Source organism: Paenibacillus ehimensis NBRC 15659 (genome assembly GCF_004000785.1).
GTDB lineage: Bacteria > Bacillota > Bacilli > Paenibacillales > NBRC-103111 > Paenibacillus_G > Paenibacillus_G ehimensis.
Map to the genome: position 1 here is coordinate 43,319 of NZ_BILX01000026.1, position 20,405 is coordinate 63,723.

The window sequence follows — 20,405 nt, forward strand, 5'->3', positions numbered from 1 at the left end:
ATCGGTCGCGTTACAGCTGTCATTTTCGTTTTCTCTCTTGTCGCGATTCAACTAATTTATATTAAACTTGTTTATGATGTAGTGGATAAGGCCGTGGCCATGTCGCTCGCGGTCTTTTTGCCGTTGGCCTACTTGTGCGGCAAGCGGTTCGATACGCTGTTGCGGCTCTCGCAAAGAGACGACTTGACCGGGGCGTATAATCGAGGGTTCATTCAGCGCGTTTTCCCCAGACTGGTTCGCCGATCTCAAAGGCTGCGAAAACAACTGCTCGTGTTCTATGTTGACGTAGACAACTTCAAGGATATCAACGACACATACTCTCACGAAACCGGAGATCGTGTGTTATGTCAACTTTCAAACTTGCTTGAAAAAATAACGAGCAAATACGACTATGTTGCACGATGGGGAGGCGATGAATTTGTAGTCATTGTGCCGTACACCGACGAAGAAGGAGCCAGAGCGCTCCAGAGACGTCTTGGCAGTGCGCTGTCGATATCGCTGGAGGAATTGAAGACGCACGCGTATCTTTCTGTCGGATATGCGGTTTGTCCCGACGAGAGCACCGATCTTGGCGAGCTCTTGAGAATGGCGGACAAGAGAATGTACAAGCAAAAATTAAGCCGCCACAATGACTGACATGTGCACCACAGGCAAGGCCTAACAATTTGAACAAAGCCATTTTACGTTAATCCGGTTCTGAATTCAACTTACAACAAGGAGCGCTTAAATTTATGAAAACTGTACCCATTCGTCTAAACCGCATCCAAAATAAAATCGGCCTTGGCTTTCTGGTCGTCGTCATGTTTTTTGTCATCGCCATTCTTAGCGTAACCCGGCAACTATCTTCCTTCCAGAAGGAAACGAGATTCATTACGGATCATGATATGCAAGTACATAGCCTGGCCCAGTCCATCGAGAAGGATCTGGTAGATATGGAAACCGGTCAAAGAGGTTTTATTATAACCGGGGAAAACAAATATTTGGACCCGTACAACAACGGCAAAACCAATTGGCAGAAGCACTATGAGGCCCTTTTCCAGCTTGTTGCCGACAATCCAAGCCAACAGGACAACTTGAAAGCCATTCAAAAAAATGTGGAACATTGGATTCAAGACGCCGGCGAGAAAGTGATTGCCTTGAAAAAGGCCAATGACAACAAGGGACTCCAGCAATTTTTCCAGGACGATCCGGGGAAGCAGGATATGGATGCCCTGCGCGAACAGCTTTCGTCGTTCCGTTCCATCGAAAAACAGCTCACGTTGAATCGGGTGTCGGCGCTCGAAAAGAAAAACGGTCAACTCCGATTGCAACTGTACGGCTCCCTGTTGCTGGTACTTATCGTTTCGGTTATCTCGTCTTACTTCACCGGCGCATTGACGGCCAGGAACGTACGCAAAGTCGGGAACGCCATCGCAGAAATTGCTTCTTCCGGCGGTGATTTGACGAAACGAATTTCAGTGAAGACCAAAGATGAAACGAAAGATTTGGCGGATCAAACGAACTTGCTGTTAGCCAGTCTCCAGAGCATGATCGCCGATATTCAAGGGAAGACCCTGGAATTGGAACGCTCCTCATCCATGTTGAAGGTTGGCGCAGACGAGAGCTACAAAGCCGCCGATCAAATCTCTGAATCTGTCCAGCGCGTAGCACAGGGAGCGGAACAACAAGTATCCCAGACGGAAGAGATGTCGGCGATTTTGCAGGAGACGGTATCGGGACTGGAGCAGGTTGCCGCCACGACAACCGACGTTTCCGACCTTGCCAAGCGAGCGCAGTCCGTCGCGACGGAGAATGCCGGCGAAATGCAGGCAAATGCGGAAAAAATCGGCCAGATCGAAGAAACGTTTTCCGACATTCAAGCTTCCGCCGCGGAACTGGCATCGCTGTCTGAAAAAATTCGGGATGTGGTCGGATATATTCAGGACGTCTCCAATCAAACCAATCTGTTGTCGCTGAACGCCGCCATCGAAGCGGCGCGCGCCGGGGAACAAGGCCGCGGGTTTGCCGTCGTCGCCGGAGAAATCCGCAAGCTGGCGGACCAGGCTGCGCATTCGACCCGCGAGATCCATGAAACCATCGAAGTGATGTTGAACGGCATCAACGGACTCGTCCAGAAAGTAAATGAGAACAGCCATGGCGTCAAGGATGGCGTTCAGGCCATGATGAAAGCCAGCGAGTCGTTCCGGGCCATCATGAACGAAGTGAACAACTTGAGCGTTCAAGTCATGGAGGTTGCCGCTTCTGTGGGACAGATGTCCGCCGGCAGCAAAGCGATTGAAGGTTCCATTCGGGAAATTACGAAAATTACGGAAGAAACCGCCTCGTTCACTGAAGAGGTTGCGGCCATGACCGAGGAGCAGGCGGCCACGAGTCAGGAAATGCTGCAAACCGCTCGCCAGCTTGGCGAAATGTCCGATTCCCTGAAAACGTTAGTCGGCAAGTTCAAAGTATGAGTGCAAGTCCCGATCCCCTCACCCGACGGAGATCGGGATTTTTTAATGTGTGCGCCCCCTCCCCGACACTGAATAAAAAGGGGGTAAATTGCCAACAATAAAATGGAAATGAAACATGAGGGGATCGCCATGGGGAAATCGAACGGATTTTGGAGCCGCCGCCCGCGTTCCAATCAGCGCGAGACCGAACGCTTTGCTCATCAGGAAGAAAATCGGCAACTCGATCAGGTTCTTTCCGCAAATCTGGCCGAGAATGTTCAGGCGCTTCAGCGCTTGTATACTCGTTGTTCTGACGTGATTTTTCACGAGTTCTGCATAGGCAATCGCATGGAGGCTGTGCTCGTTTACATCGACGGTCTGGCTCATATCGAAGAAGTGGATCAACATGTGCTCGCTCCGTTGCAACAGGATTTCCCTATGGATTGCACGCTGGCAGACATTCGCGGAAAAATTGCCGTCTCCTCGATAAAGCCGGTGGATACGATTGCCAAGGTGCTTGAAGAAATATCCGGCGGCAATCCCGTATTGCTGATGGAACGTGAGCCTCACGGACTGGCGATCGGCTTGCCGAAATGGGAAAAACGGGCCATCGACGAGCCGTCCGCCGAATCGGTGTTACGCGGACCGCGGGAAGGGTTCATCGAGTCGCTTCGCACCAATACGGCTTTGTTGCGGCGTAAAATCCGAACTCCCCATCTCAAAATCGTCACGATGAGCATGGGGACTTATACGAGCACGCAGATTGCGCTCGCCTACTTGGAGGGGGTTGCAGCCCCTGCTTTGGTGGAAGAAATGACGAACCGTCTGCAACGAATCGAGATCGACGGCATTTTGGAGAGCGTGTACATCGAAGAACTGATCGAGGACAACCCGTTCTCCCCGTTCCCGCAATTGCTTTCCACCGAAAGGCCGGATGTGGCGAGCGCTTACTTGCTCGAAGGACACGTCGTCGTTTTGATCGACGGTACGCCCAGCGTGCTGATTGCACCGATTACCTTCTATTCCTTGTTGCAGTCGCCGGAAGATTATTACGAGCGGTTTGTTGTAGGTACCGCAATACGCTGGCTGCGCTATTTCTTCTTTTTGATCTCTTTGCTGGGGCCGTCCTTTTACGTTGCGGTTATTACTTACCATCAGGAAATGATACCGAACGCTTTGTTGATTACAATGGCAAGATCCCGGGATCAAATCCCGTTTCCCGCCATTATCGAGGCATTGTTGATGGAATCCATGTTTGAAGCGCTGCGCGAAGCCGGCGCGCGGCTGCCGAAGCAAATCGGCACCGCCGTCAGTATTGTCGGAGCGCTGGTCATCGGTCAGGCGGCCATTGCAGCGGGTATCGTTTCTGCGCCGATGGTAATGGTCGTGGCCATTACGGGCGTCGCGTCGTTTATGGCCCCCCGTTTTACCGTCGGCATTGCCATCAGGCTGCTGCGGTTCCCCATGATGGTGCTTGCCGGCTTTCTTGGGCTGCTGGGATTGATTATGGGAGGCATTCTCATTCTGAATCACCTGTTCAAACTGCGTTCGTTCGGCGCTCCGTATATGGCCCCCCTGGCCCCGATGCAGTGGCGCAGCCTGAACGATGTACTCTGGCGCGCTCCGCGCTGGCTCATGACCAAACGTCCCCACATGACGGGGGCGTGGAATCCCATAAGGCAGCCCCGCGGTCAACGCCCGGGCCCGCATAAAGGGGAGACAGGAGATTGACGAAGCTGAGCGCAAAGAGGACGTTGATGGTGGGGCTGATTGCCTCGGCGGTGCTGCTGTCCGGATGTTGGGACCGGATGGAAGTGAATGATTTGGCGATCCTTACAGCCGGCGGATTGGACCTGACGGAAGATCGGAAACTGGAGCTTTCCGTCAAGCAATATTTGGTATCGCCATCATCCTCCGATCAATCGGGCAGCGTATCTTCAGACGCCGGCGGAGGTTCCGGCAAATCGGTTGTTCGTTCCTCCCGTGGGTTATCGATGGCCGATGCGGCATCCCATTTGCAGCAGGTGTTAAGCCGCAAAGTGTTTTGGGGCCAGGACGAGGTGTTCGTATTCGGTCAGCAGCTGGCGAAAGAAGGGCTCGCCGAACCTTTGGAATTTTTGACGAGGCATCCGATTCCGAGAGAGCGGGCCAATGTTTTCGTCAGCCAAAGTCCTGCCAAGGAAGTACTGGGACTCGATCCGCCGATTGAACGCTCGGTTTCGCATGCTCTGCGTAAAATGGCTGAAAATGAAACAGGTCTGAATATTACGTTGAAAGAATTGGCGGAGATGATGGCGGGCAGATCCAGATCCGCCGTCATCCCATGGGTCGAAATCAAGCCTGGCGATGGAAAGCAAGCAGCGTTCGCATTCATTAAAGGCACGGCGGTTCTGAAAAATGGAAAGATGATCGGCCGCATGAACGATGCCGAGACACGCGGAATCATGTGGTTGAGAAACGAAGTGAAAAAAGCGACGGTTACCGTTTCCCCAGGCGAGAGCAATGGACTCGTGTCGCTACAATTGCTGAGAAGCCGTACGGATCTGATCCCGCACCTTAAAGGAGGAGAATGGAGCCTGACGGTTCGAATCGAAACCCAGGATGACATCGTTGAAAACACGTCGGAACTGGATCTGTCCGTGCCGGACCATATCAGCGAGTTGGAGCGCGAGCTGGAAGACGATATTAAACGCCGCATTCAAATGGCGCTAGAACGGGCGCAAAAAGAGATGAAAGCCGATATTTTCAATTTTGCGGATGCTTTTTACCGGAAGTATCCGAAGGAGTGGAACCGAAACAAGGATCGCTGGGACGAAATTTATTCCCATCTGCAAGTCAACGTACAGGCGAAAGTCAAGGTTGTCCGCCCCGGCATGACCAACAGAAGCATATTCAAGCCGGCGCAGAGGTGATGATATGATCTTGATTTGGGGGAAACTGCTGGGCGTTGCCGCGGTGCTTACTTTGATGGTTTTGCATGATTGGCGCTCCATGCCGTCTTATACGAAGCGGGAGAAGACGGCTTATTGCGCCCTGACCGGACTGGGTGCGATTTTGGCGATCTTGCTTGTGATCGATCCCCAAATGCCGGGCCCTACGCAATGGCTGGATGTTATCTACAAACCGTTGGTCGACTTGATGGAGAAGTTTACCGTACGAAGGAACGGGTGAAACATGATTGAAAAAGGAAAAATATCCGCCCCGCAAATCGGAAAAATGATCTATTTGGCGATTACTCCGACGGCTATTTTAAGCACGCCGGCGATTACGTATCAATATGCCAAACAGGATTTGTGGATATCTCCGATGTGGGCATTCAGCGGCTTGATCGCGATTGGTATTGCGTTAGGGTTTCAAACATTGTTTCCAGGCGAGAATCTCGTTCAGTCAAGCGAACGTATATTAGGTCGAATGCTGGGTAAAGTGTTCGGGCTGGTTATACTGTTGTACTATTTGTATTTAAGCGGCATTATCGTTCGGGAATACGGCGAATTTGTAGTCGGAGCGTTTCTTGTTCAAACGCCGTTGCTGGTTGTATCCGGAAGCATGGTGCTCGTTTGTGCCATTGTTGTTCGCAGCGGCGTGGAAATCATCGCGAGATTTGCCGATGTATTTATCCCTGTTTTTGCGCTGCTCTTTCTGCTTCTGATCATCCCCTTGCTTCCGGATCTTCATATTCTGAAGATGCTGCCGATCATGGGAGAAGGTATCGGGCCTTCCCTCTCAGGTTCGGTTGTTTTGCAAGCATGGTTCAGCGAATTTCTGACCGTGTCGTTTTTAATTCCATTTGCAAACCGTGCGGAAAAAGTGAAAAAAAGCATGGCGATAACTTTGCTGGCCGTCATTGTGACGCTTGTGTCATCCAACCTGGTTACGCTGCTGCTATTGGGGGACCTAACGGGAAATTATACCTATCCTTTCCTGATTGTCGCCAGATACATCAACCTGGCCGATTTCTTTACCCATCTGGAGTCACTTTTTATGGCTATTTGGGTGTTGGGCGCATTTGTTAAAATATGTGTTTTCTTTTATGTGACGGCCATGGGCGCCGCTCAATGGATGAGCCTTCGTGAATACAAGCCAATCGTATTCCCTGTCGGCTTCTTACTGCTGTTAATGAGCGTATGGGTCGCGCCCAATCTGCAGGAGTTGACGCATGCGTTATCGACTTCGATCATTTTTTCGGCATTGACGGTATTGGTTTGCATTCCCGCGGCGCTGCTCGGTGTGGCCTGGATCAGAAAACAATGGAAGAAGAAAAATATGCAGGATTGAACCGCGGAGACAGTCGGACACGTTCTGATCGGATGAACATCCGTTTTAAAATAATAGCGCCAACCTTCTGTTTACGCTTAGGACGCGTGTCAGAATGCTTGACGCTTTTTACCGCTCTCAAGTTTGGCGAAAAGTCGAATTCTCCATCATGCAAGAGATTTTTGCTTCAAAGAAGTGGATAGAAGACTGGCTCTGCTGATCAGTTCTCGAAAAGACAACGAAAAAAAGTCAGGTACGAGATAGCCGTTTATGATTCCCACCGATGCGGATAATGTAACGTTTTGAATGACGACGGGTTGGGACAGGGCCGCCTCTAATTGCATGGCATCGTTCTCATTCCGGCATGTAATCACAATAAACTCATCCCCTGCATACCTGCATACATAATCCTGTTCGTTGGTTATTGTACGCAAGCGATTGGAGAACTCGACTAGAAAATCGTCCCCTACCGGATGCCCATGAAATTTGTTGATTTCACCGAAGTTATTGAGATCAATAAAGAGCAAACGGAAATGTTGGTGACGGTTCAGAAAATGTTCGCCGATATGCTGGATATAAGGTGCACGGTACAAACCCGTTAGCGGATCCACGATTTGGTTCAGCTTGCCTTGAAGCGCTACTCGGGTCACGATCCCGATTGCCTGTTCTTCATGAGTGACAAGCAAACGTTCAATGCAATGTTGTTCCATCACTTCTAAGGCGTCCCAGGCAAATCGGTCAGGCGAAATGCTGATCGGGTTTGGGGTCATCGCATCTGCCGCAATGCGATTGGGGTGGGAAGATCGGATATCCCGAGACGTAATGATCCCTACGATTGATCCATGATCTGTGACGACCAGCGAACCAATTTTAAGTTCATTCATCATGTCGGAGACGAACTGGACGCCTCGTTCCGATGAAACTGTGTAGACCGGGGACGACATGAATTCCGCCACCTTCATGACAACTCCACCTCCCGCTGAACGGACACCGAAATTTTCAGTTCGGAACGAAGGACCATGTTGTCGCTGATCAACCGGTCCGCTTCTTCCAATATGATTTGCATCAGCAAACGTTCGTCCAACATTTGAAGAATGGAGTTCCGAATCAAGACCGCTTCAATTTTGGCATGGTCCAATTTCACGATTGTAAATTGTTCCGGCGATAGCGCCTGCGCCATTCGCTTTACCGCTTCCGGCCCGATCGGGGCTTTTTTCCCGATGATCAACAAATCCTGCATGGGTGGAACTTCAAACTCTGAAATTTTTAAAGAGAGCGTTGCTTTGCGGAAATAGTTCAGTTTATCCTGCATCCTGATTACTCCTTCATGTTCGGGTGAGACTTCACGTTCGACCGTTTACGTTAACCGATTCGGTTTTCCGAATAAATAGCCTTGTCCCATCTTGATACCCAAAGACAGCGCGGTATCCAAATCCTCTTCTTTTTCGATTCCTTCCAGGATCAGATTGGCCTCGTCATTGCAGTACTCGGCAAACAGTGCGACAACTTTTTGTTTTTTCCTGGATGTACTCAAGTCAGAAGCAAAGAAGCGGTCGATTTTGATAAAATCAGGCGAGACGTCCACAATATTTCGAAAAGAAGTTGTTCCATCTCCTACATCGTCCAGGGCTATCAGGAAATTCAGTTCACGCAGCAATCGGATGGCATCTCTGAAAGAAGCGCTTTTCCATAAGAGGCCCTCATAAATGGACTCGTTAATCTCAAATACGATTTGGTTTCTATATAGCTCGAATCGCTCGGCAAGGGAGTCGAGTAAGTCGATAAATAAAGGCGAGACCAAAGTTGAAGGGAATATGTTAATAAACAACAGGTTATGTTCCCGTGAGCCCGGAAATTCGAAGTAGGCTGAAATCGCCTGGAAAATTGAAAAAGAATCGACTTCGAACAACTTGTTCTGCTCCATGGCGCGCTGAAATAAAAGATCCGGATTCATGTTGGAGTTACTGCGAATGAGGGCCTCGTAACCAAGGATTCTCTTTTCGGGAAACCCCAAGATGGGCTGGAACACATGATAAAAATCGTTTTGTACTATTAATTGTTCAATATTCGGCATCGAGGCTACTCCCTTTGCTGGAGAATCAAAATAAGAAGCCACCCCGATTTGGGGCAGCTTTGAGCTCGGAAGCAATAATTTCGGCAACCCAGCTACCATAGATATCATCCTTAGGCCTGAAGTTTTGCGCCCCCATTTTTCAATGGGTTTGCCGTTTCGTTTTTTATGATCCTGAAAGAAAGGGATCAGCCTGAGGACCTACGAATAGAACCTCCCCCTTTTGAATGAAGTTGGATCATGTACGACAAAATCCTTCTTTATACCCAATAATTCGCGCAAAAAGCGCCAACTCCTTCCAAACGGGTGTTCCTAAGAAACCGTATTTATCCAAAAAATCGGTAAAGACTTGCCATTTAACATAGAGAATCGCGGTAAATAAGCAGCAAGCGGTTGGTTCAGATCGTCCCAACCGCTTGCTTTTTTCATAGCTTGAATCACTTTTTACGAATCTTCGGTTGCCGGTTCCAACAGTTCCCGTAAAATACGATACGCTTGTCGCTGTTTGGCATCGTTGTGTTTGAGCAATAAGAGAATGCTGGCCCATAACCATTTTTTTTGTTGCAAATTGGCCTCTTTCTCGTCGCTGAATAAATCGTATACGCTCATATGTAATGCCAAAGCAATTTTTTCAATTGTCTGAAGTTTGACGTTTTTTTCGCCGCGTTCAATCTGACCAAGATATGTCGCGGCCATGCCGATCGATTCGGCTAGTTGTTCCTGAGTCAAATTTTGCTCCATGCGGTATAGGCGAATTTTTGCTCCGACTATTTGTGCAAAGGTAGACATAATGTCCCTCACAACCCCTCTCTATAGTAAAGTGTAGTCAAAGCAGTCGGAGGGATGGAGTACTCTTAAACTACAGTCCATTCAATTGATTGTACCTTTAAAATCTTTGCGATATAATTTTCCAAAGAGCTTATTTTGTCACAAATTCCTTTAAGCCAATATTTTCGATAAAAAGGAGTCAGAAGTCATGCATCATGTCATGATAGCTGCGCAGACTGTATTGTTTGGGAATCGGCAGGAAATCGGCTTGAGCCATAATCAAGTGGTCCAGCTTTCCAAGGAGATTACAAGACTGACTCGATTATTGGAAAGCGTAAGTCAACAGACTGAGAATGGAATGCGAGAAATAAGGGGAAGGGTTGCCACGAGGCTGCTCAGCAAGGAACAACTGCTCGAATGTATAGCGACAGCTTGGGACATGGGACTTGAAGAAGAGTTTGTTGCTTTTTTGTTCAAGGAGCTGCTATGGATGGAATCCGATACGGAATTGTCCGAAATGGAATAGGAGGTTGTCTTCAGAGAGAAAGCTTGATGGATGTAAAATGGTTACGGCATTGCTGCCGACGTGGAAGCGCGATTGATCGGATGTATCAATCGCGCCGCGAATCCATCATTTGAAAATCGGAATTTTCAACATCTAGGCTTGACTGGGCTTTAACTTGTACCTCCCCGTATTGGTCAGTTGAACACCGATTCGTATGTTTCGTAAAGAATCCTCATGCAGCACAAAATGATTTTCGTCTTCGATCCGGTGCCATACCGAGGGATAGCGTCGAAACAACGACTCGCCCAGATTATAAACATCAACCTTCCGCTCAAAGCCTTTCCGGTAAGTATGGCGAATTTGTTCTTCAATCTTTCGTTCGGCCAGGTCGATCAATTCTTTCTCGGACATTTCCTGATGCAATTCGTTAATGCCTGCCTTTACCGTTAGCTCGACGTCAAAATAAACGCGAAGATCTTGAACAGACGGCTTGATGCGCACTTTTGGCTTCTCCATGACCAATACAGCCGCTAACGATTTTTCACGTTCGAGAGAAAGCGGCACGCGAACCGTCTTTTTATGCATCCAAGGCAATCCTTGCAAATCGTCCGGATCCAATTCTCCATGGTACCGATTGTTCCAAAACACGGTTATACCTGCATATTCTAACAACGGATGCGTTTTTCTGCTTACTTCCCACTGATTTTTCTCAATCCGTAGAGCAGGCAGGTAACTCATCCGCGAATCTTCTTTCAGCGTCATGACAAATTGATACAACCTGATCAGTGAAATGATCGATCGTTGCCGATACGGTTCCTCCGGGCTGTGCAAAATGGACATCATCGGAGACTCATTGAAAAAAGGAGTTGTGTTGAAGATATCTTCAATCTGTTCCTTGGTGCTAAAAACCCAAACCAAATAGCGGATTTCCCTGTAACGGTTCAGCAAATCCATTACATCCTGAAATTTATTTTGTTTCAGAATACGTTCGCTGAATACGAGCGTGGAAACATGCCCCCAAAACACCCTTTGTTGCGACGTTTCATATAAATGGTTTGCCGCTTCCGTAAACGATGCTCCTGAGCCTTTCCCTACCCATACAGGCGCTTCCTTCGATTTTTGCTGGCCTTCCAACTTGGCGACGCTGGAGAAATCAAGTAGTTGCAAATACACAACGTACTTCCCGTCATGATAATCGAACCCGATGGCCGTTACATAACTGATATTTTGGAGTTCCTTCATATTCCAGCAGCCGGTCGTGATGACGAGCAGAACAATCAGAATTCCAGTTAATTTCACGACTTTCATTTTGACTGTTCTCCCTGGTTCGTATCATCAATCGGATGAAGCATCTTCGGACGCTTTCTCTTCCATGCCAAAGGCAACCGAAACAAAGCATGCGGCAAGTCTCTGAAAAACGGAGGAGACATTGGAGCCAGGTATGGAACCCCGAAAGACTGAAGAGACGCCAGCAAGACCAGCAATAAAAATACGCCGAGAAAAAAACCGTATAAACCGAAAATGCATGAAAATATATACAGTATAATTCTCAGCACGCTTACCGTACCTCCTAACGCTTGATTGGTTAGCGATGCGCCGAATACATGAGTAATTGCGCCAACTATCACAATTCCGGGCGACAAAATTCCGGACCGAATGGCTGCATCCCCCAAGATTAGGCCGCCTACTATGGTAAGCGTCGAACCGATAGCGGAAGGAAGGTGAACGCCGGCCTCGCGCAACATTTCAAGAAAAATCAACGCAAGAAACATTTCCAGCCCGGCAGATAAAGGGATTCCGAGACGATTCACGTTCAACGTCGCCAGCAAGTAAAACGGAAGCTGGTCCTGGTGGTACGAAAGCAGGCAGAGCCAAAATGCCGGAAGCATGAGCGACACGAATAAACCTAACAGCCTCAATAATTGTCCGAACGTTGAGGATAACGCTGTAAAGTGGATGTCTTCCGGCGTTTTGATCAGGAGCAGCAAGTTGGCGGGGCCAATGAGCGCCGCCGGCGTTCCGTCCACCAGCAAAACAAATCGCCCGTTCGTCAAACAGTTGACGGCAAAGTCCGGTCTTCCTGTATACGCCATAAGCGGGAATAACGCCCATGTCGGTTCGATCATTTCTTCAAGTTCCGTCGCGCTGAATACTCCGTCGATCGTTATCTTTTGCAGGCGCTGCTTCACCTCCTGTATGACCTTTGGATCGGCAATATCGTACATGTACATCAATCCGATTCGGGTTTGCGTACGTTCGCCGAGCGCCATTTGCTCATAGGCTAACGATGGGGATTTAAGCCGTTTGCGGATGAGCGCGGCATTGATGGCTAACTCTTCCACAAAACAATCCTTGGCGCCCCGAACGGAGACTTCGACATTGGATTCTTCCGGTTTTCTCCCCGGCAGCTTGGCAATATCAACGGAACAGATGAGCCGAAGCGCGGGAATATACATAAGCAATTTGCCTTCAAAAACAAGTTGCGTCGCTTTCCGTTGCCAATCATCATCCGGCAGACGTTCCAGTTGAAGTTGGCTCGCTGTTTGAAGCATGCCCGCGTCCGTAAACCCGTAGCACTCATAAAAACGATGCAATCGGGGAAGTACCACCTCATGAATCATATGCTGGCTGTCGCTCATCCCTTCGCAGAAGACGAACAGTACGGTTGAACGTTCCTCCCGTGCGTTCAAGGTGTATGTATGATGCTTGACATCGGCGCAACGATTGAACAAATTTAAAATAGCGGAAGCATCGGCCAGTTCAACGGCTGGCCGTTCGGAAGGTGAGGCGCTTGGTCGAGAAGAAGCCTCAACCGCCCCGACAGGTCTTTGGAAACGAAATGGTCTTAACCACCTTTTGAGCATGGGGATTCACCTTCTCTTTCTGTTGGAAATCCAGATTTTCGCGACAAACAATGCCGTCAAGCCCAAAGCAGCGTAAACGGACGACGGGAAAAGCACGCTCCCGAGAGAATCAAGGAACCGTGCATCGCTCACAGGCAGCACAACGGCAACGATCATCAGCGTGCCGTATAAAATGAGCCATGGCAATCGCTTGCCCGGTTTCCAAATATCAACCATAATAAACAGAGCCAGCGAGACGCGAACAAATGTGCCGGAAAGCCACTGGTAGATGGAGAAGAAATCAAGGTGCGAAATATAGTGCCCGAGTTGAACCAAGCGCCACTGCTCATATGCAGGGTATCGTTGATTTGCCGCCTCAACAGGTCCAAATACGGCTATGGCACCCATCAGCGGTCCCAGAATCAATCCGGCCAACAGTACATTCACCAGCATGAGAGTGCCGAAGCGAGGACGTTTGGATAAGTGCTCCTGATAAAAAAGAATGCAGATGAGTTCCAAAAGTCCCCCTGCCGCATATAGTGCGCCTTTCCATACAGGCTCCCACCCGAACTCGAAGACCGGAAACAGCAGGCTGTAATCTTTATACTTGTAGTTGGCTGTCATCACAAAATCGCCGAGCACGATCACAACCGGGAGCAAAATGCCGGTGACGATTGCAATCACGCGCAAACCGGCAAGTGCCGCCAATAGATTGCATCCGACTCCCGCAAGCACTAACGCCAAAGCCGGCGTCTGCGGCAAATAGGAGGCAATCGTCCATGTGATGGTGTCTTTTAGCGAAATGGTGCCCATAAAGAACATGTAAATCGTGAAAAAAACGAGCATACCGTTTGCCGGCAGTTTGCCGAAATGACGATACATCCAGGTTTTGACCGGTGTCCCGTTCATGTTTTTGAGAATATAAGATAAACAGGCGATCCAGACTGGCGATGCTGCCAATACGGCTAAAACGGATACCCAGGCATCCCTTTTGGAAGCAGTCAGCAGAAGCGGGATAATAATCACGTGATTCAGAATGCCTATCGCCATCAGGATCACCATGTATCCTTGCAGCAACGAAATTTTTTGATTGACCGATGCGATACTTGTCACCACTTTCAGATGAACCTCTTCTTATGCTTTCCAAATTCCCCCCTTGCTAAAACAACGTGCATGGATGGACCAATAGCATTTTAATTCAGATGAACGGCAATGAAGGCTGACGACTACGTTCGTAGTATGCGAATCCGACGAAAGGCAAGGAGTTGGACCGTTGTTGTCGAATATGTCCGTAATGTGGTCATGAAATTGCATTGAATGTGCAACAATCGGTATCGCGCATCTAGCAGCCTTATCCGCGGTTCGAGCTCGCCCGGACGCCAACGTCCGTCCTTTGATCCGATGTATGGGGGGCTTTTCCATTGGGCTTCCTCATGCCGAAAACAAGCTGCTTTCCTGGAAAACGAACAAAGAAAAAGAAGTCTGCGCTTTTTTGATCCATCACGAAGGGACGCCCGCGGATACCGCGCTCATCATTGAGTCGATTTGGCCGGGTTGCGATGTGAAAAAGGCGAAAAGCTACTTGTATACTTGTCTGTCCTACTTGCGGAGAAGCTTGCAGGAGCATGACGTCCCCATAAGCGTAGACAAAGCCGGAAACGGGTTCACGATCCGGCTGGACGGGGCGGCTGCCGATGTGACGACATTCGAGGGGATGCTGGACGACATGTTGTCCGAATTTCCCGCCAGCAGCGGCATCAACGAATCGATCTATTTGGGGTATGTCGCGCAAGTTTCCGGGCTGCGCGACAAGGCGCTCACGCACGACTTGATTACGTTACAGCCTTTCTGATGATGTGATTGTATTTTGTCGGCTAGTACTCCCAACGGAAAAACGATTATTCCCTGATCGTATTCGGGCTGGTGTGCATGTTTTTCGCCCTGTTCACCAGCACGCGCGGCGAAAGAGTGTTGTTCAGCCTGTTCGGCTCCGTTCCGTTCTGGCTGTATCTTCGCATTCAGATGGTTTCGGCGCTTGGCGCGGCATGGGATTTCTCCTGTACGTGTATACGGCGTTCCGTCCGGTTTACTCCTGATGGTTGATCCGGATCGGGTTGATATTTGGGACGGTTCTGGCGGTCTGGGCAATCGGCTTCATCCCCCGTTCGCGACGGATCTGTTTAGGCAACTGGTCACGATCTACGCCACCTTCCCGCAAAGTGGAGGGGAGCCTGTATCTGGCCGTCGCCGTGATCGCCCTGAACGTCTTTGCGCTGGTGCAAAATCTGAACGTCTATTTCGCCGTACCGGTTGATTCGGTGCCTCCGTTCGAACCGCTCGTGTACCTGCTGATGCTGGCTTTGCTCATGTCGCTTCGCTTCTCCAACGCATTCCGGAAAATCGAAGAGCTCTCCGTTCAATTGCTGAAAGCGGACAAGCTGAAAGACGAGTTTCTGGCCAGAACGTCGGATGAGTTCAAGTCGCCGTTGCACGGCGTCATGCATATCGCAAGGTCGATGCTTGACAACGCCAATCATCCGCCGACGGCGGAGCAGCGCGAGAAGCTTGAATTAATCACGAGCATCACTGGCAGGCTTTCGCAGCTGGTTTACGATATTCTGGATTTTTCCAGGCTGAAGCAAGGTGAATTGGCCGTCGATTCGATGCCGGTCGATGTCCGCCCGGCTGTCGAGATGCAGGTGCGCATCTATTCGTTTCTGTGCGCGGACCGCAACATCCGGCTCGAAAACCGTGTCCCCGAACATTTGCCCTATGCGATTGCCGATGAAAGCCGGTTCGGCCAGATCGTCGGCAACCTGCTCGGACAACGCGGTCAAGCATACGGTGAACGGGAGCATTGTCGTCACAGCGGCGGAGAATCGCAGCATGATTGAAGTTTCGGTCAAAGATACGGGGGAAGGAATCGAAGCGCAGCACATCCCGCACCTGTTCGAAGCGTTCCAATTGTTTGATGAGCGAGCGGAACGCCGGGGCTTCGGGCTCGGGCTGTCCATCGTCAAACAACTGGTCGAGTTGCTAAAGGGAACCGTAACGGTATCTTCGACGAAAGGCGTCGGCACGACGTTCACATTCACCCTGCCGATCGCAGGCAACGCGGGAAACCGATAGCAGCTTCCCTGTTAAGCGAACGTCCGGTCAAAGCACCGGAGTACGCTTTCGTGACGCCTCATTATCTGAATTAAAAAGGGAAGCATACCAGCGGTCGATCTGGAAGTGGCGTTTCTGCATTCGCAGATCAAGCCGCATTTTTTGTACAACGTCGTTGCATCAAGTTATACGGATGCGGAACGTTCGCGAAAATTGACCGCGGATCTGGTCGATTATTTGCGAGGCAGCTTCCGGTTAAGCCATATGGAGAAGCGGATCGCTTTCGTGAAGAGTTCAACCTGATCCGGACATACGTCGATATTGAAAAAGCGCGCTTCAAGGATCGCTTACAATTCGAGGATGTACCGGGTGAGCATCCCTCCCCTGCTGCTGCAGCCGCTCGTCGAAAACGCGATTCGGCACGGGATCGGCAATCGGATAGAAGGCGGAACGGTCAAATTGACGACTTTTGAAACGGAGGGCGAATATTGGTTTGTGATTGAAGATAGCGGTGTCGGCATCGAGAGCGAACAGCTAAGTCGACTGCCGGCTTCCGGATCGGACAGGCGTCAGGGCGTCGGCCTGCTGAACATCAACAAGCGTTTGAGACACGAATACGGCATGGATCTGCGGATGTACGGTTATGCTAGCAGACGCACTGAGATTGGAGGGAACTGATGCAACCCTTACCTTCACGGATCAGACGAAGATCGGTGACTGGCCAAGCAGGCGGTTGCTCTCGCTGTAAAAGCGGGAATCGTCAGCGGGTACGAGGACGGCAGCTTCCGACCGGATGCTCAGATCACCCGAGCGGAGATGATATCGATGATCGCAAAAACGCTGAAAGTCTCACTTAATTCGCATACAACAACGGGCTTTGCTGATGACGAAAACATTCCGAGGTGGGCAAAAGGCTCGGTGGAAACGATCCGCAAACTAGGTATAATTGACGGCCGAACGGCAGCAAATTCGTTCCGGACATTACGGCCACTCGGGTGGAAGCGGTATCCATGCTGCTAAGGTTACAGGAACGAAGCGGTTACGGGTGTTTCAAAGACGACCGAGATGTAAAGGAGATGCCCCGAGGCATCTTCTTTCGTAGCCTTGCGAGCTTCCGGATTATGCTTAGTGGTGATGAAAAAGACAACAACGGACATGGGGCAGTATAACGAATGACGACAAGTTCCAACAGGAAAAAGGCAAACCAGTTCGAAAGACTGGGACGCAAAGCCACGGGTCTTCCGCATGCTTGCAATGATCGCCGGGTTACCCTCTCTAATGCTGTCAGGAAAAGGCACGGCCTTCCGAGGGTACGTGTCTTTTTTGTTTTTCCAGAACAATCAATGAGGTGATGAAAAGATGGAGGAGCGTGCAAGTTATGCCGTAGAAGTTGATGAAGTCGTGCGTTGGAAAGAAGGCAAGATCCAAGTATTGCTGGTGGACAGCGACCCCATTTGGCAACAACGGATGGCGGGGCTTATCAATGCAGAGCCGGATATGAATATATTTCATATTGCAACAAACAAGGAATCGGCCATTCGAGCGAGTGTGCAATTGGATTTAGACGTGATGATTCTTGATCTGATACTTCATTCATCGCAACAGGATGGACTCCATACAATTTCCGAAGTTCTGAAAATGAAATCAATGCCAATCATTATCTTGACCTCCCTCTACGAGCCTGAAATCATTGTGGAAGCTGTGCTAGCCGGGGCGATCAATTATATTACCAAGATAAACTATGCTGATGTCGTAAATGCCGTAAGGGAAGCGTATCGGGGGCAACCTTCTCTTCATGCCGATGTTGCATCCATTATCCGTAATGAAATTGGGCTGGATAAGCGAAAAGAATTACATCGAATGCTGACGCCCACTGAAAAAGAGATCTTGCAGTTGATCGGTTGGGGCTATAGACAGCCGGTGATCAGAGAGTTATTAGGCGTCACAGCGAACACCATGAAATCGCACGTTCGTAACATCATTCGAAAATTCAACGCTTGCTCCATTCATGAAGCGGCGGAAAAAGCAAAACGAAGAGGCTTGTACGATCGGCATGATCGAATCATGTGTTAGCGATTCGTACTCGATTCGAGTCATTTTGCGTTCATTCGACACTTTATGAATTGATAGCGTGATGAAAAAATCACCCTCCATATTATGCGCTTTATAGGTAAAATGGTAGGTGCAGATGGATATTATTAGGAGGAATTTACCGGAGGTGAGAGTCGTAAAAAGCGGAACGAAGGTTGTGAAAATAGTACCTTGTCAACTTATGCCAAACTAGAAAAGAAGGGAAGATGACGATAGAAATGGAGAGTGAACAAAGTACAACGAAGTCGATTGACTGCCGAAACTGGCGGAAAACGTTAAGAAAGCATGCACAGCAAGGAGGGATTTGTGATGTCGCGGACCCGGTCTCCATTCCCTACGAGAAAGTTGAATCATGGCTAAAGTCCTATAAGGACTGGAAAGCGAGATTGAAGTATGTTCAATCCGAACTCACTTACATCCCAGAATTGACGCGCACCCTGGATATGGTTGCGGCTCATAGCAGCAGAAAACAGGAAACGGTATTGCGAACGGTCATTCGACGCATACAGATCACTGAACATGAAATCCCATTGTTGCTATCCAGAATCGGTCTGATCGACTACGCTCTCACGGCGCTCACCTCGGAAGAGGGCTTATTTGTTCGGTTGAGATATTTTGATAATCTGGCGTCCTCAGAAGCCATGAGCCGCCTGGCACTTTCCCGCCGCGCATACTTCTATCATCGGAAGCGAATTTTACGCAAAATCTACATGAAAATCAAAGATCGGACGGTTTTGCTGGATTTGGAGTCTTCTCAAGCAGATTGAATGAATTCAGAAGATTCGTTGCGCATAGATCTGTCCCAGTAATTCAATTTTGAGGATTGGAGTGCCGGAATTGCATCGAACATGCACCGAACGCTGCACCGGATGTGCCTTTTTTTGCACGAAGTATGCACACGATATGCACAGATTTCGTGTTATGATGATAGCGTGGACAGACAGTGCAGCGGTAGCAACAAGAAAACTCTGTGGTCACTCTTTATCAAGCGTCGATTCTTTCCCTGCTACCCAGCGGAAAGGATTACGGCGCTTTTTTTATTGTGTCAATGCGGTCGTCGGCTAAATCCCGGTTGCCAAGGAGCTGAACCAAGCTTAGGGCAGCACCATACATCATAGCCCGCCTAATTTCTCACTCGGTGTTGCCAGGTGAGAAAGAGGGTGAAGGTAATGTATCCCTATTGCTCTTAACTGCAAACGGCGAATTAATCGGCAAGAATGTAATCCAATTGGCCTGGTCGCAATCGCGCGTTGGCGCTCTCTGCGGGTGGGTCTTTTTTGTTGTGCTTCCTGCTTGTCGGGGAGCGTTGGCTGTCGCTCCCCCCCCTCTGTTTTGGTTTGCCATTAAACCAAAATGGAGGGACTTGAATGAAGAAGATGAATTTGCGAGATATGTATCCTTTTTTCAGGTCGGATGTATGGGTTGATGTAGATGAAGAGGTTGCCGATGAAATCCGTCGCTTTGACTTAAAAGAGAGCGCTTACAGACTGCGGACGTATCGTCATAGGGCCTATTATTCGCTGGATCGCAACGACGGGATTGAGCAGCATGTTTTATTTCTCTCGATTTCACCGGAGGAGGTTTACGAGCGCAAGCTTTCACGGCAGCAACTCTATGAAGCTATGTGTCAATTGCCGGTGAAATCAGCCAGACGGATTTATGCCCATTATTTTTTGGGTATGAGCAAAGTCGATATTGCCAGAGCCGAGCATGTCGATGAGCGGGCGGTTCGTAAATCGATCCAACGAGGCTTGAAAAAAATGGAATACTTGCTCAAAAACATGTAATCGATTCGTCGGAGGGTCCGATTTTCCTGCCAAAATGAACGGTTATATAGAGGACCATGTTCAGACAGCGGCTGGTTGCAACCAGCCGCTGAATTCTCCATGAAAGGGGTATGTGACGATGCATCCGATTTGGTTTCGAGATGATGAACACGAGAGATTTTACGTTCAGATGTTGGATGCAGAGAAATGCAGCGATGGCTACCACCGGGCACTGTTCTATACATTGGGCATTTCCCGAGAAACCAGAAGTCATATCCGCGATTTATATGATTTCTCTAATGGCGGCATTAAGCCCGAAGGTCTTTCGGCCCCATGGCAAACCGGCGGTACCATCCGAGTGTGTCGGCTCGCCTTTAATTTATGGAACGGCTGGACCGAAGCAGGCGACGAACGTTACTCCACTCCCCACGAATTATTCGATTGCAGCTATGCCCCCTATTTATTTGAAGCGATTCGTCTTCGTTACCCTGATTATTGCCAAAGTAACGAGAGAACGATCAAACGGCTGGCCGAACAAAACCGCTGAATGTCTGCCGACATTGGGAG

Annotated in this window: 25 protein-coding genes and 2 riboswitches; of the genes, 17 read left to right on the forward strand and 8 right to left on the reverse strand. The window is 49.4% G+C overall.

Annotated features, from left to right (window positions below):
* Positions 1 to 99: 99 nt before the first annotated feature.
* Positions 100 to 636, forward strand: coding sequence for a GGDEF domain-containing protein (locus PEH01S_RS16525; RefSeq protein ID WP_246062956.1), 537 nt, complete (start codon positions 100 to 102; stop codon positions 634 to 636).
* Between the two features lie 95 nt (positions 637 to 731).
* Positions 732 to 2,453, forward strand: a complete 1,722-nt coding sequence (locus tag PEH01S_RS16530) for a methyl-accepting chemotaxis protein (protein WP_127486775.1) — start codon at positions 732 to 734, stop codon at positions 2,451 to 2,453.
* A gap of 42 nt (positions 2,454 to 2,495) precedes the next feature.
* Here the strand turns inward: PEH01S_RS16530 and PEH01S_RS35455 are convergent, their stop codons facing one another.
* Positions 2,496 to 2,840: a hypothetical protein gene (locus tag PEH01S_RS35455; RefSeq protein WP_246062960.1), complete on the reverse strand. Its 345-nt coding sequence runs from the start codon at positions 2,838 to 2,840 to the stop codon at positions 2,496 to 2,498.
* Between PEH01S_RS35455 and PEH01S_RS16535 the strand changes: the two genes are divergently transcribed.
* Genes PEH01S_RS16535 through PEH01S_RS16550 form a run of 4 tightly spaced genes read left to right on the forward strand, consistent with a single transcriptional unit; the run spans position 2,727 to position 6,707 of the window.
* Positions 2,727 to 4,163: a spore germination protein gene (locus PEH01S_RS16535; protein ID WP_246062958.1), complete on the forward strand. Its 1,437-nt coding sequence runs from the start codon at positions 2,727 to 2,729 to the stop codon at positions 4,161 to 4,163. The two genes, PEH01S_RS35455 and PEH01S_RS16535, sit on opposite strands and share 114 nt — an antisense overlap.
* Complete coding sequence (locus PEH01S_RS16540; RefSeq protein ID WP_246062953.1) at positions 4,160 to 5,344, forward strand: Ger(x)C family spore germination protein; 1,185 nt, start codon at positions 4,160 to 4,162, stop codon at positions 5,342 to 5,344. Before PEH01S_RS16535 ends, PEH01S_RS16540 begins: the two co-directional genes overlap by 4 nt.
* A gap of 10 nt (positions 5,345 to 5,354) precedes the next feature.
* Entirely contained in the window at positions 5,355 to 5,603 is a 249-nt protein-coding gene (locus PEH01S_RS16545; RefSeq protein WP_127486839.1) for a hypothetical protein, read from the forward strand.
* A gap of 3 nt (positions 5,604 to 5,606) precedes the next feature.
* On the forward strand, positions 5,607 to 6,707 hold the full coding sequence (locus PEH01S_RS16550) for a GerAB/ArcD/ProY family transporter (protein WP_127486779.1): 1,101 nt from the start codon (positions 5,607 to 5,609) through the stop codon (positions 6,705 to 6,707).
* A 146-nt stretch (positions 6,708 to 6,853) separates the two neighbouring features.
* Here the strand turns inward: PEH01S_RS16550 and PEH01S_RS16555 are convergent, their stop codons facing one another.
* From PEH01S_RS16555 to PEH01S_RS16570, 4 genes are all read right to left on the reverse strand, one after another.
* Positions 6,854 to 7,648: a GGDEF domain-containing protein gene (locus PEH01S_RS16555; protein WP_127486781.1), complete on the reverse strand. Its 795-nt coding sequence runs from the start codon at positions 7,646 to 7,648 to the stop codon at positions 6,854 to 6,856.
* A complete protein-coding gene (locus PEH01S_RS16560) occupies positions 7,645 to 7,998 on the reverse strand; it encodes a hypothetical protein (protein WP_127486783.1) in 354 nt (117 codons plus the stop codon). Before PEH01S_RS16560 ends, PEH01S_RS16555 begins: the two co-directional genes overlap by 4 nt.
* Before the next feature lie 45 nt (positions 7,999 to 8,043).
* Positions 8,044 to 8,859 carry an EAL domain-containing protein gene (locus tag PEH01S_RS16565; RefSeq protein ID WP_245347211.1) on the reverse strand — a complete coding sequence of 272 codons (816 nt, stop codon included), beginning with the start codon at positions 8,857 to 8,859 and terminating at the stop codon, positions 8,044 to 8,046.
* Positions 8,840 to 8,923: riboswitch (cyclic di-GMP riboswitch) on the reverse strand. Its footprint overlaps the gene before it by 20 nt.
* Positions 8,924 to 9,201: 278 nt before the next feature.
* Positions 9,202 to 9,546: a helix-turn-helix domain-containing protein gene (locus tag PEH01S_RS16570; protein ID WP_079913921.1), complete on the reverse strand. Its 345-nt coding sequence runs from the start codon at positions 9,544 to 9,546 to the stop codon at positions 9,202 to 9,204.
* Between the two features lie 187 nt (positions 9,547 to 9,733).
* Here PEH01S_RS16570 and PEH01S_RS16575 point away from each other — a divergent pair, with 187 nt between their 5' ends.
* Entirely contained in the window at positions 9,734 to 10,051 is a 318-nt protein-coding gene (locus PEH01S_RS16575) for a hypothetical protein (RefSeq protein ID WP_127486787.1), read from the forward strand.
* Between the two features lie 132 nt (positions 10,052 to 10,183).
* On the opposite strand, the gene PEH01S_RS16580 is transcribed toward PEH01S_RS16575, so the two are convergent.
* From PEH01S_RS16580 to PEH01S_RS16590, 3 genes are read right to left on the reverse strand one after another with little or no spacing between them, the layout of a single operon-like run.
* Positions 10,184 to 11,338 carry a Ger(x)C family spore germination protein gene (locus tag PEH01S_RS16580; protein ID WP_127486789.1) on the reverse strand — a complete coding sequence of 385 codons (1,155 nt, stop codon included), beginning with the start codon at positions 11,336 to 11,338 and terminating at the stop codon, positions 10,184 to 10,186.
* Positions 11,335 to 12,894, reverse strand: a complete 1,560-nt coding sequence (locus PEH01S_RS16585; protein ID WP_127486791.1) for a spore germination protein — start codon at positions 12,892 to 12,894, stop codon at positions 11,335 to 11,337. The genes PEH01S_RS16580 and PEH01S_RS16585 overlap by 4 nt, the downstream gene beginning before the upstream one ends.
* 6 nt (positions 12,895 to 12,900) lie before the next feature.
* Complete coding sequence (locus PEH01S_RS16590; protein ID WP_246062955.1) at positions 12,901 to 13,989, reverse strand: GerAB/ArcD/ProY family transporter; 1,089 nt, start codon at positions 13,987 to 13,989, stop codon at positions 12,901 to 12,903.
* 376 nt (positions 13,990 to 14,365) lie between these two features.
* Between PEH01S_RS16590 and PEH01S_RS16595 the strand changes: the two genes are divergently transcribed.
* The 10 genes from PEH01S_RS16595 to PEH01S_RS16640 all read left to right on the forward strand — a co-directional run bounded on the left by PEH01S_RS16595 (position 14,366) and on the right by PEH01S_RS16640 (position 20,385).
* A complete protein-coding gene (locus PEH01S_RS16595; RefSeq protein WP_127486793.1) occupies positions 14,366 to 14,725 on the forward strand; it encodes a hypothetical protein in 360 nt (119 codons plus the stop codon).
* Between the two features lie 262 nt (positions 14,726 to 14,987).
* Complete coding sequence (locus PEH01S_RS16600; RefSeq protein WP_127486795.1) at positions 14,988 to 15,767, forward strand: sensor histidine kinase; 780 nt, start codon at positions 14,988 to 14,990, stop codon at positions 15,765 to 15,767.
* Positions 15,658 to 16,002: a sensor histidine kinase gene (locus tag PEH01S_RS16605; RefSeq protein ID WP_127486797.1), complete on the forward strand. Its 345-nt coding sequence runs from the start codon at positions 15,658 to 15,660 to the stop codon at positions 16,000 to 16,002. The genes PEH01S_RS16600 and PEH01S_RS16605 overlap by 110 nt, the downstream gene beginning before the upstream one ends.
* A gap of 105 nt (positions 16,003 to 16,107) precedes the next feature.
* On the forward strand, positions 16,108 to 16,284 hold the full coding sequence (locus PEH01S_RS16610; protein ID WP_158289674.1) for a histidine kinase: 177 nt from the start codon (positions 16,108 to 16,110) through the stop codon (positions 16,282 to 16,284).
* A gap of 66 nt (positions 16,285 to 16,350) precedes the next feature.
* Entirely contained in the window at positions 16,351 to 16,659 is a 309-nt protein-coding gene (locus PEH01S_RS16615) for a sensor histidine kinase (protein ID WP_158289675.1), read from the forward strand.
* Positions 16,660 to 16,698: 39 nt separating this feature from the next.
* A complete protein-coding gene (locus PEH01S_RS36155) occupies positions 16,699 to 17,001 on the forward strand; it encodes an S-layer homology domain-containing protein (RefSeq protein ID WP_407669440.1) in 303 nt (100 codons plus the stop codon).
* Positions 17,002 to 17,169: 168 nt separating this feature from the next.
* A riboswitch (cyclic di-GMP riboswitch) is annotated at positions 17,170 to 17,255 on the forward strand.
* An 85-nt stretch (positions 17,256 to 17,340) separates the two neighbouring features.
* Positions 17,341 to 18,054: a response regulator gene (locus PEH01S_RS16625; protein WP_127486801.1), complete on the forward strand. Its 714-nt coding sequence runs from the start codon at positions 17,341 to 17,343 to the stop codon at positions 18,052 to 18,054.
* 224 nt (positions 18,055 to 18,278) lie between these two features.
* Positions 18,279 to 18,839, forward strand: coding sequence for a hypothetical protein (locus PEH01S_RS16630; protein WP_127486803.1), 561 nt, complete (start codon positions 18,279 to 18,281; stop codon positions 18,837 to 18,839).
* A 600-nt stretch (positions 18,840 to 19,439) separates the two neighbouring features.
* On the forward strand, positions 19,440 to 19,859 hold the full coding sequence (locus PEH01S_RS16635; protein WP_110843131.1) for an RNA polymerase sigma factor: 420 nt from the start codon (positions 19,440 to 19,442) through the stop codon (positions 19,857 to 19,859).
* A 118-nt stretch (positions 19,860 to 19,977) separates the two neighbouring features.
* Positions 19,978 to 20,385, forward strand: a complete 408-nt coding sequence (locus PEH01S_RS16640) for a DUF6075 family protein (RefSeq protein ID WP_127486805.1) — start codon at positions 19,978 to 19,980, stop codon at positions 20,383 to 20,385.
* Positions 20,386 to 20,405: the final 20 nt, after the last annotated feature.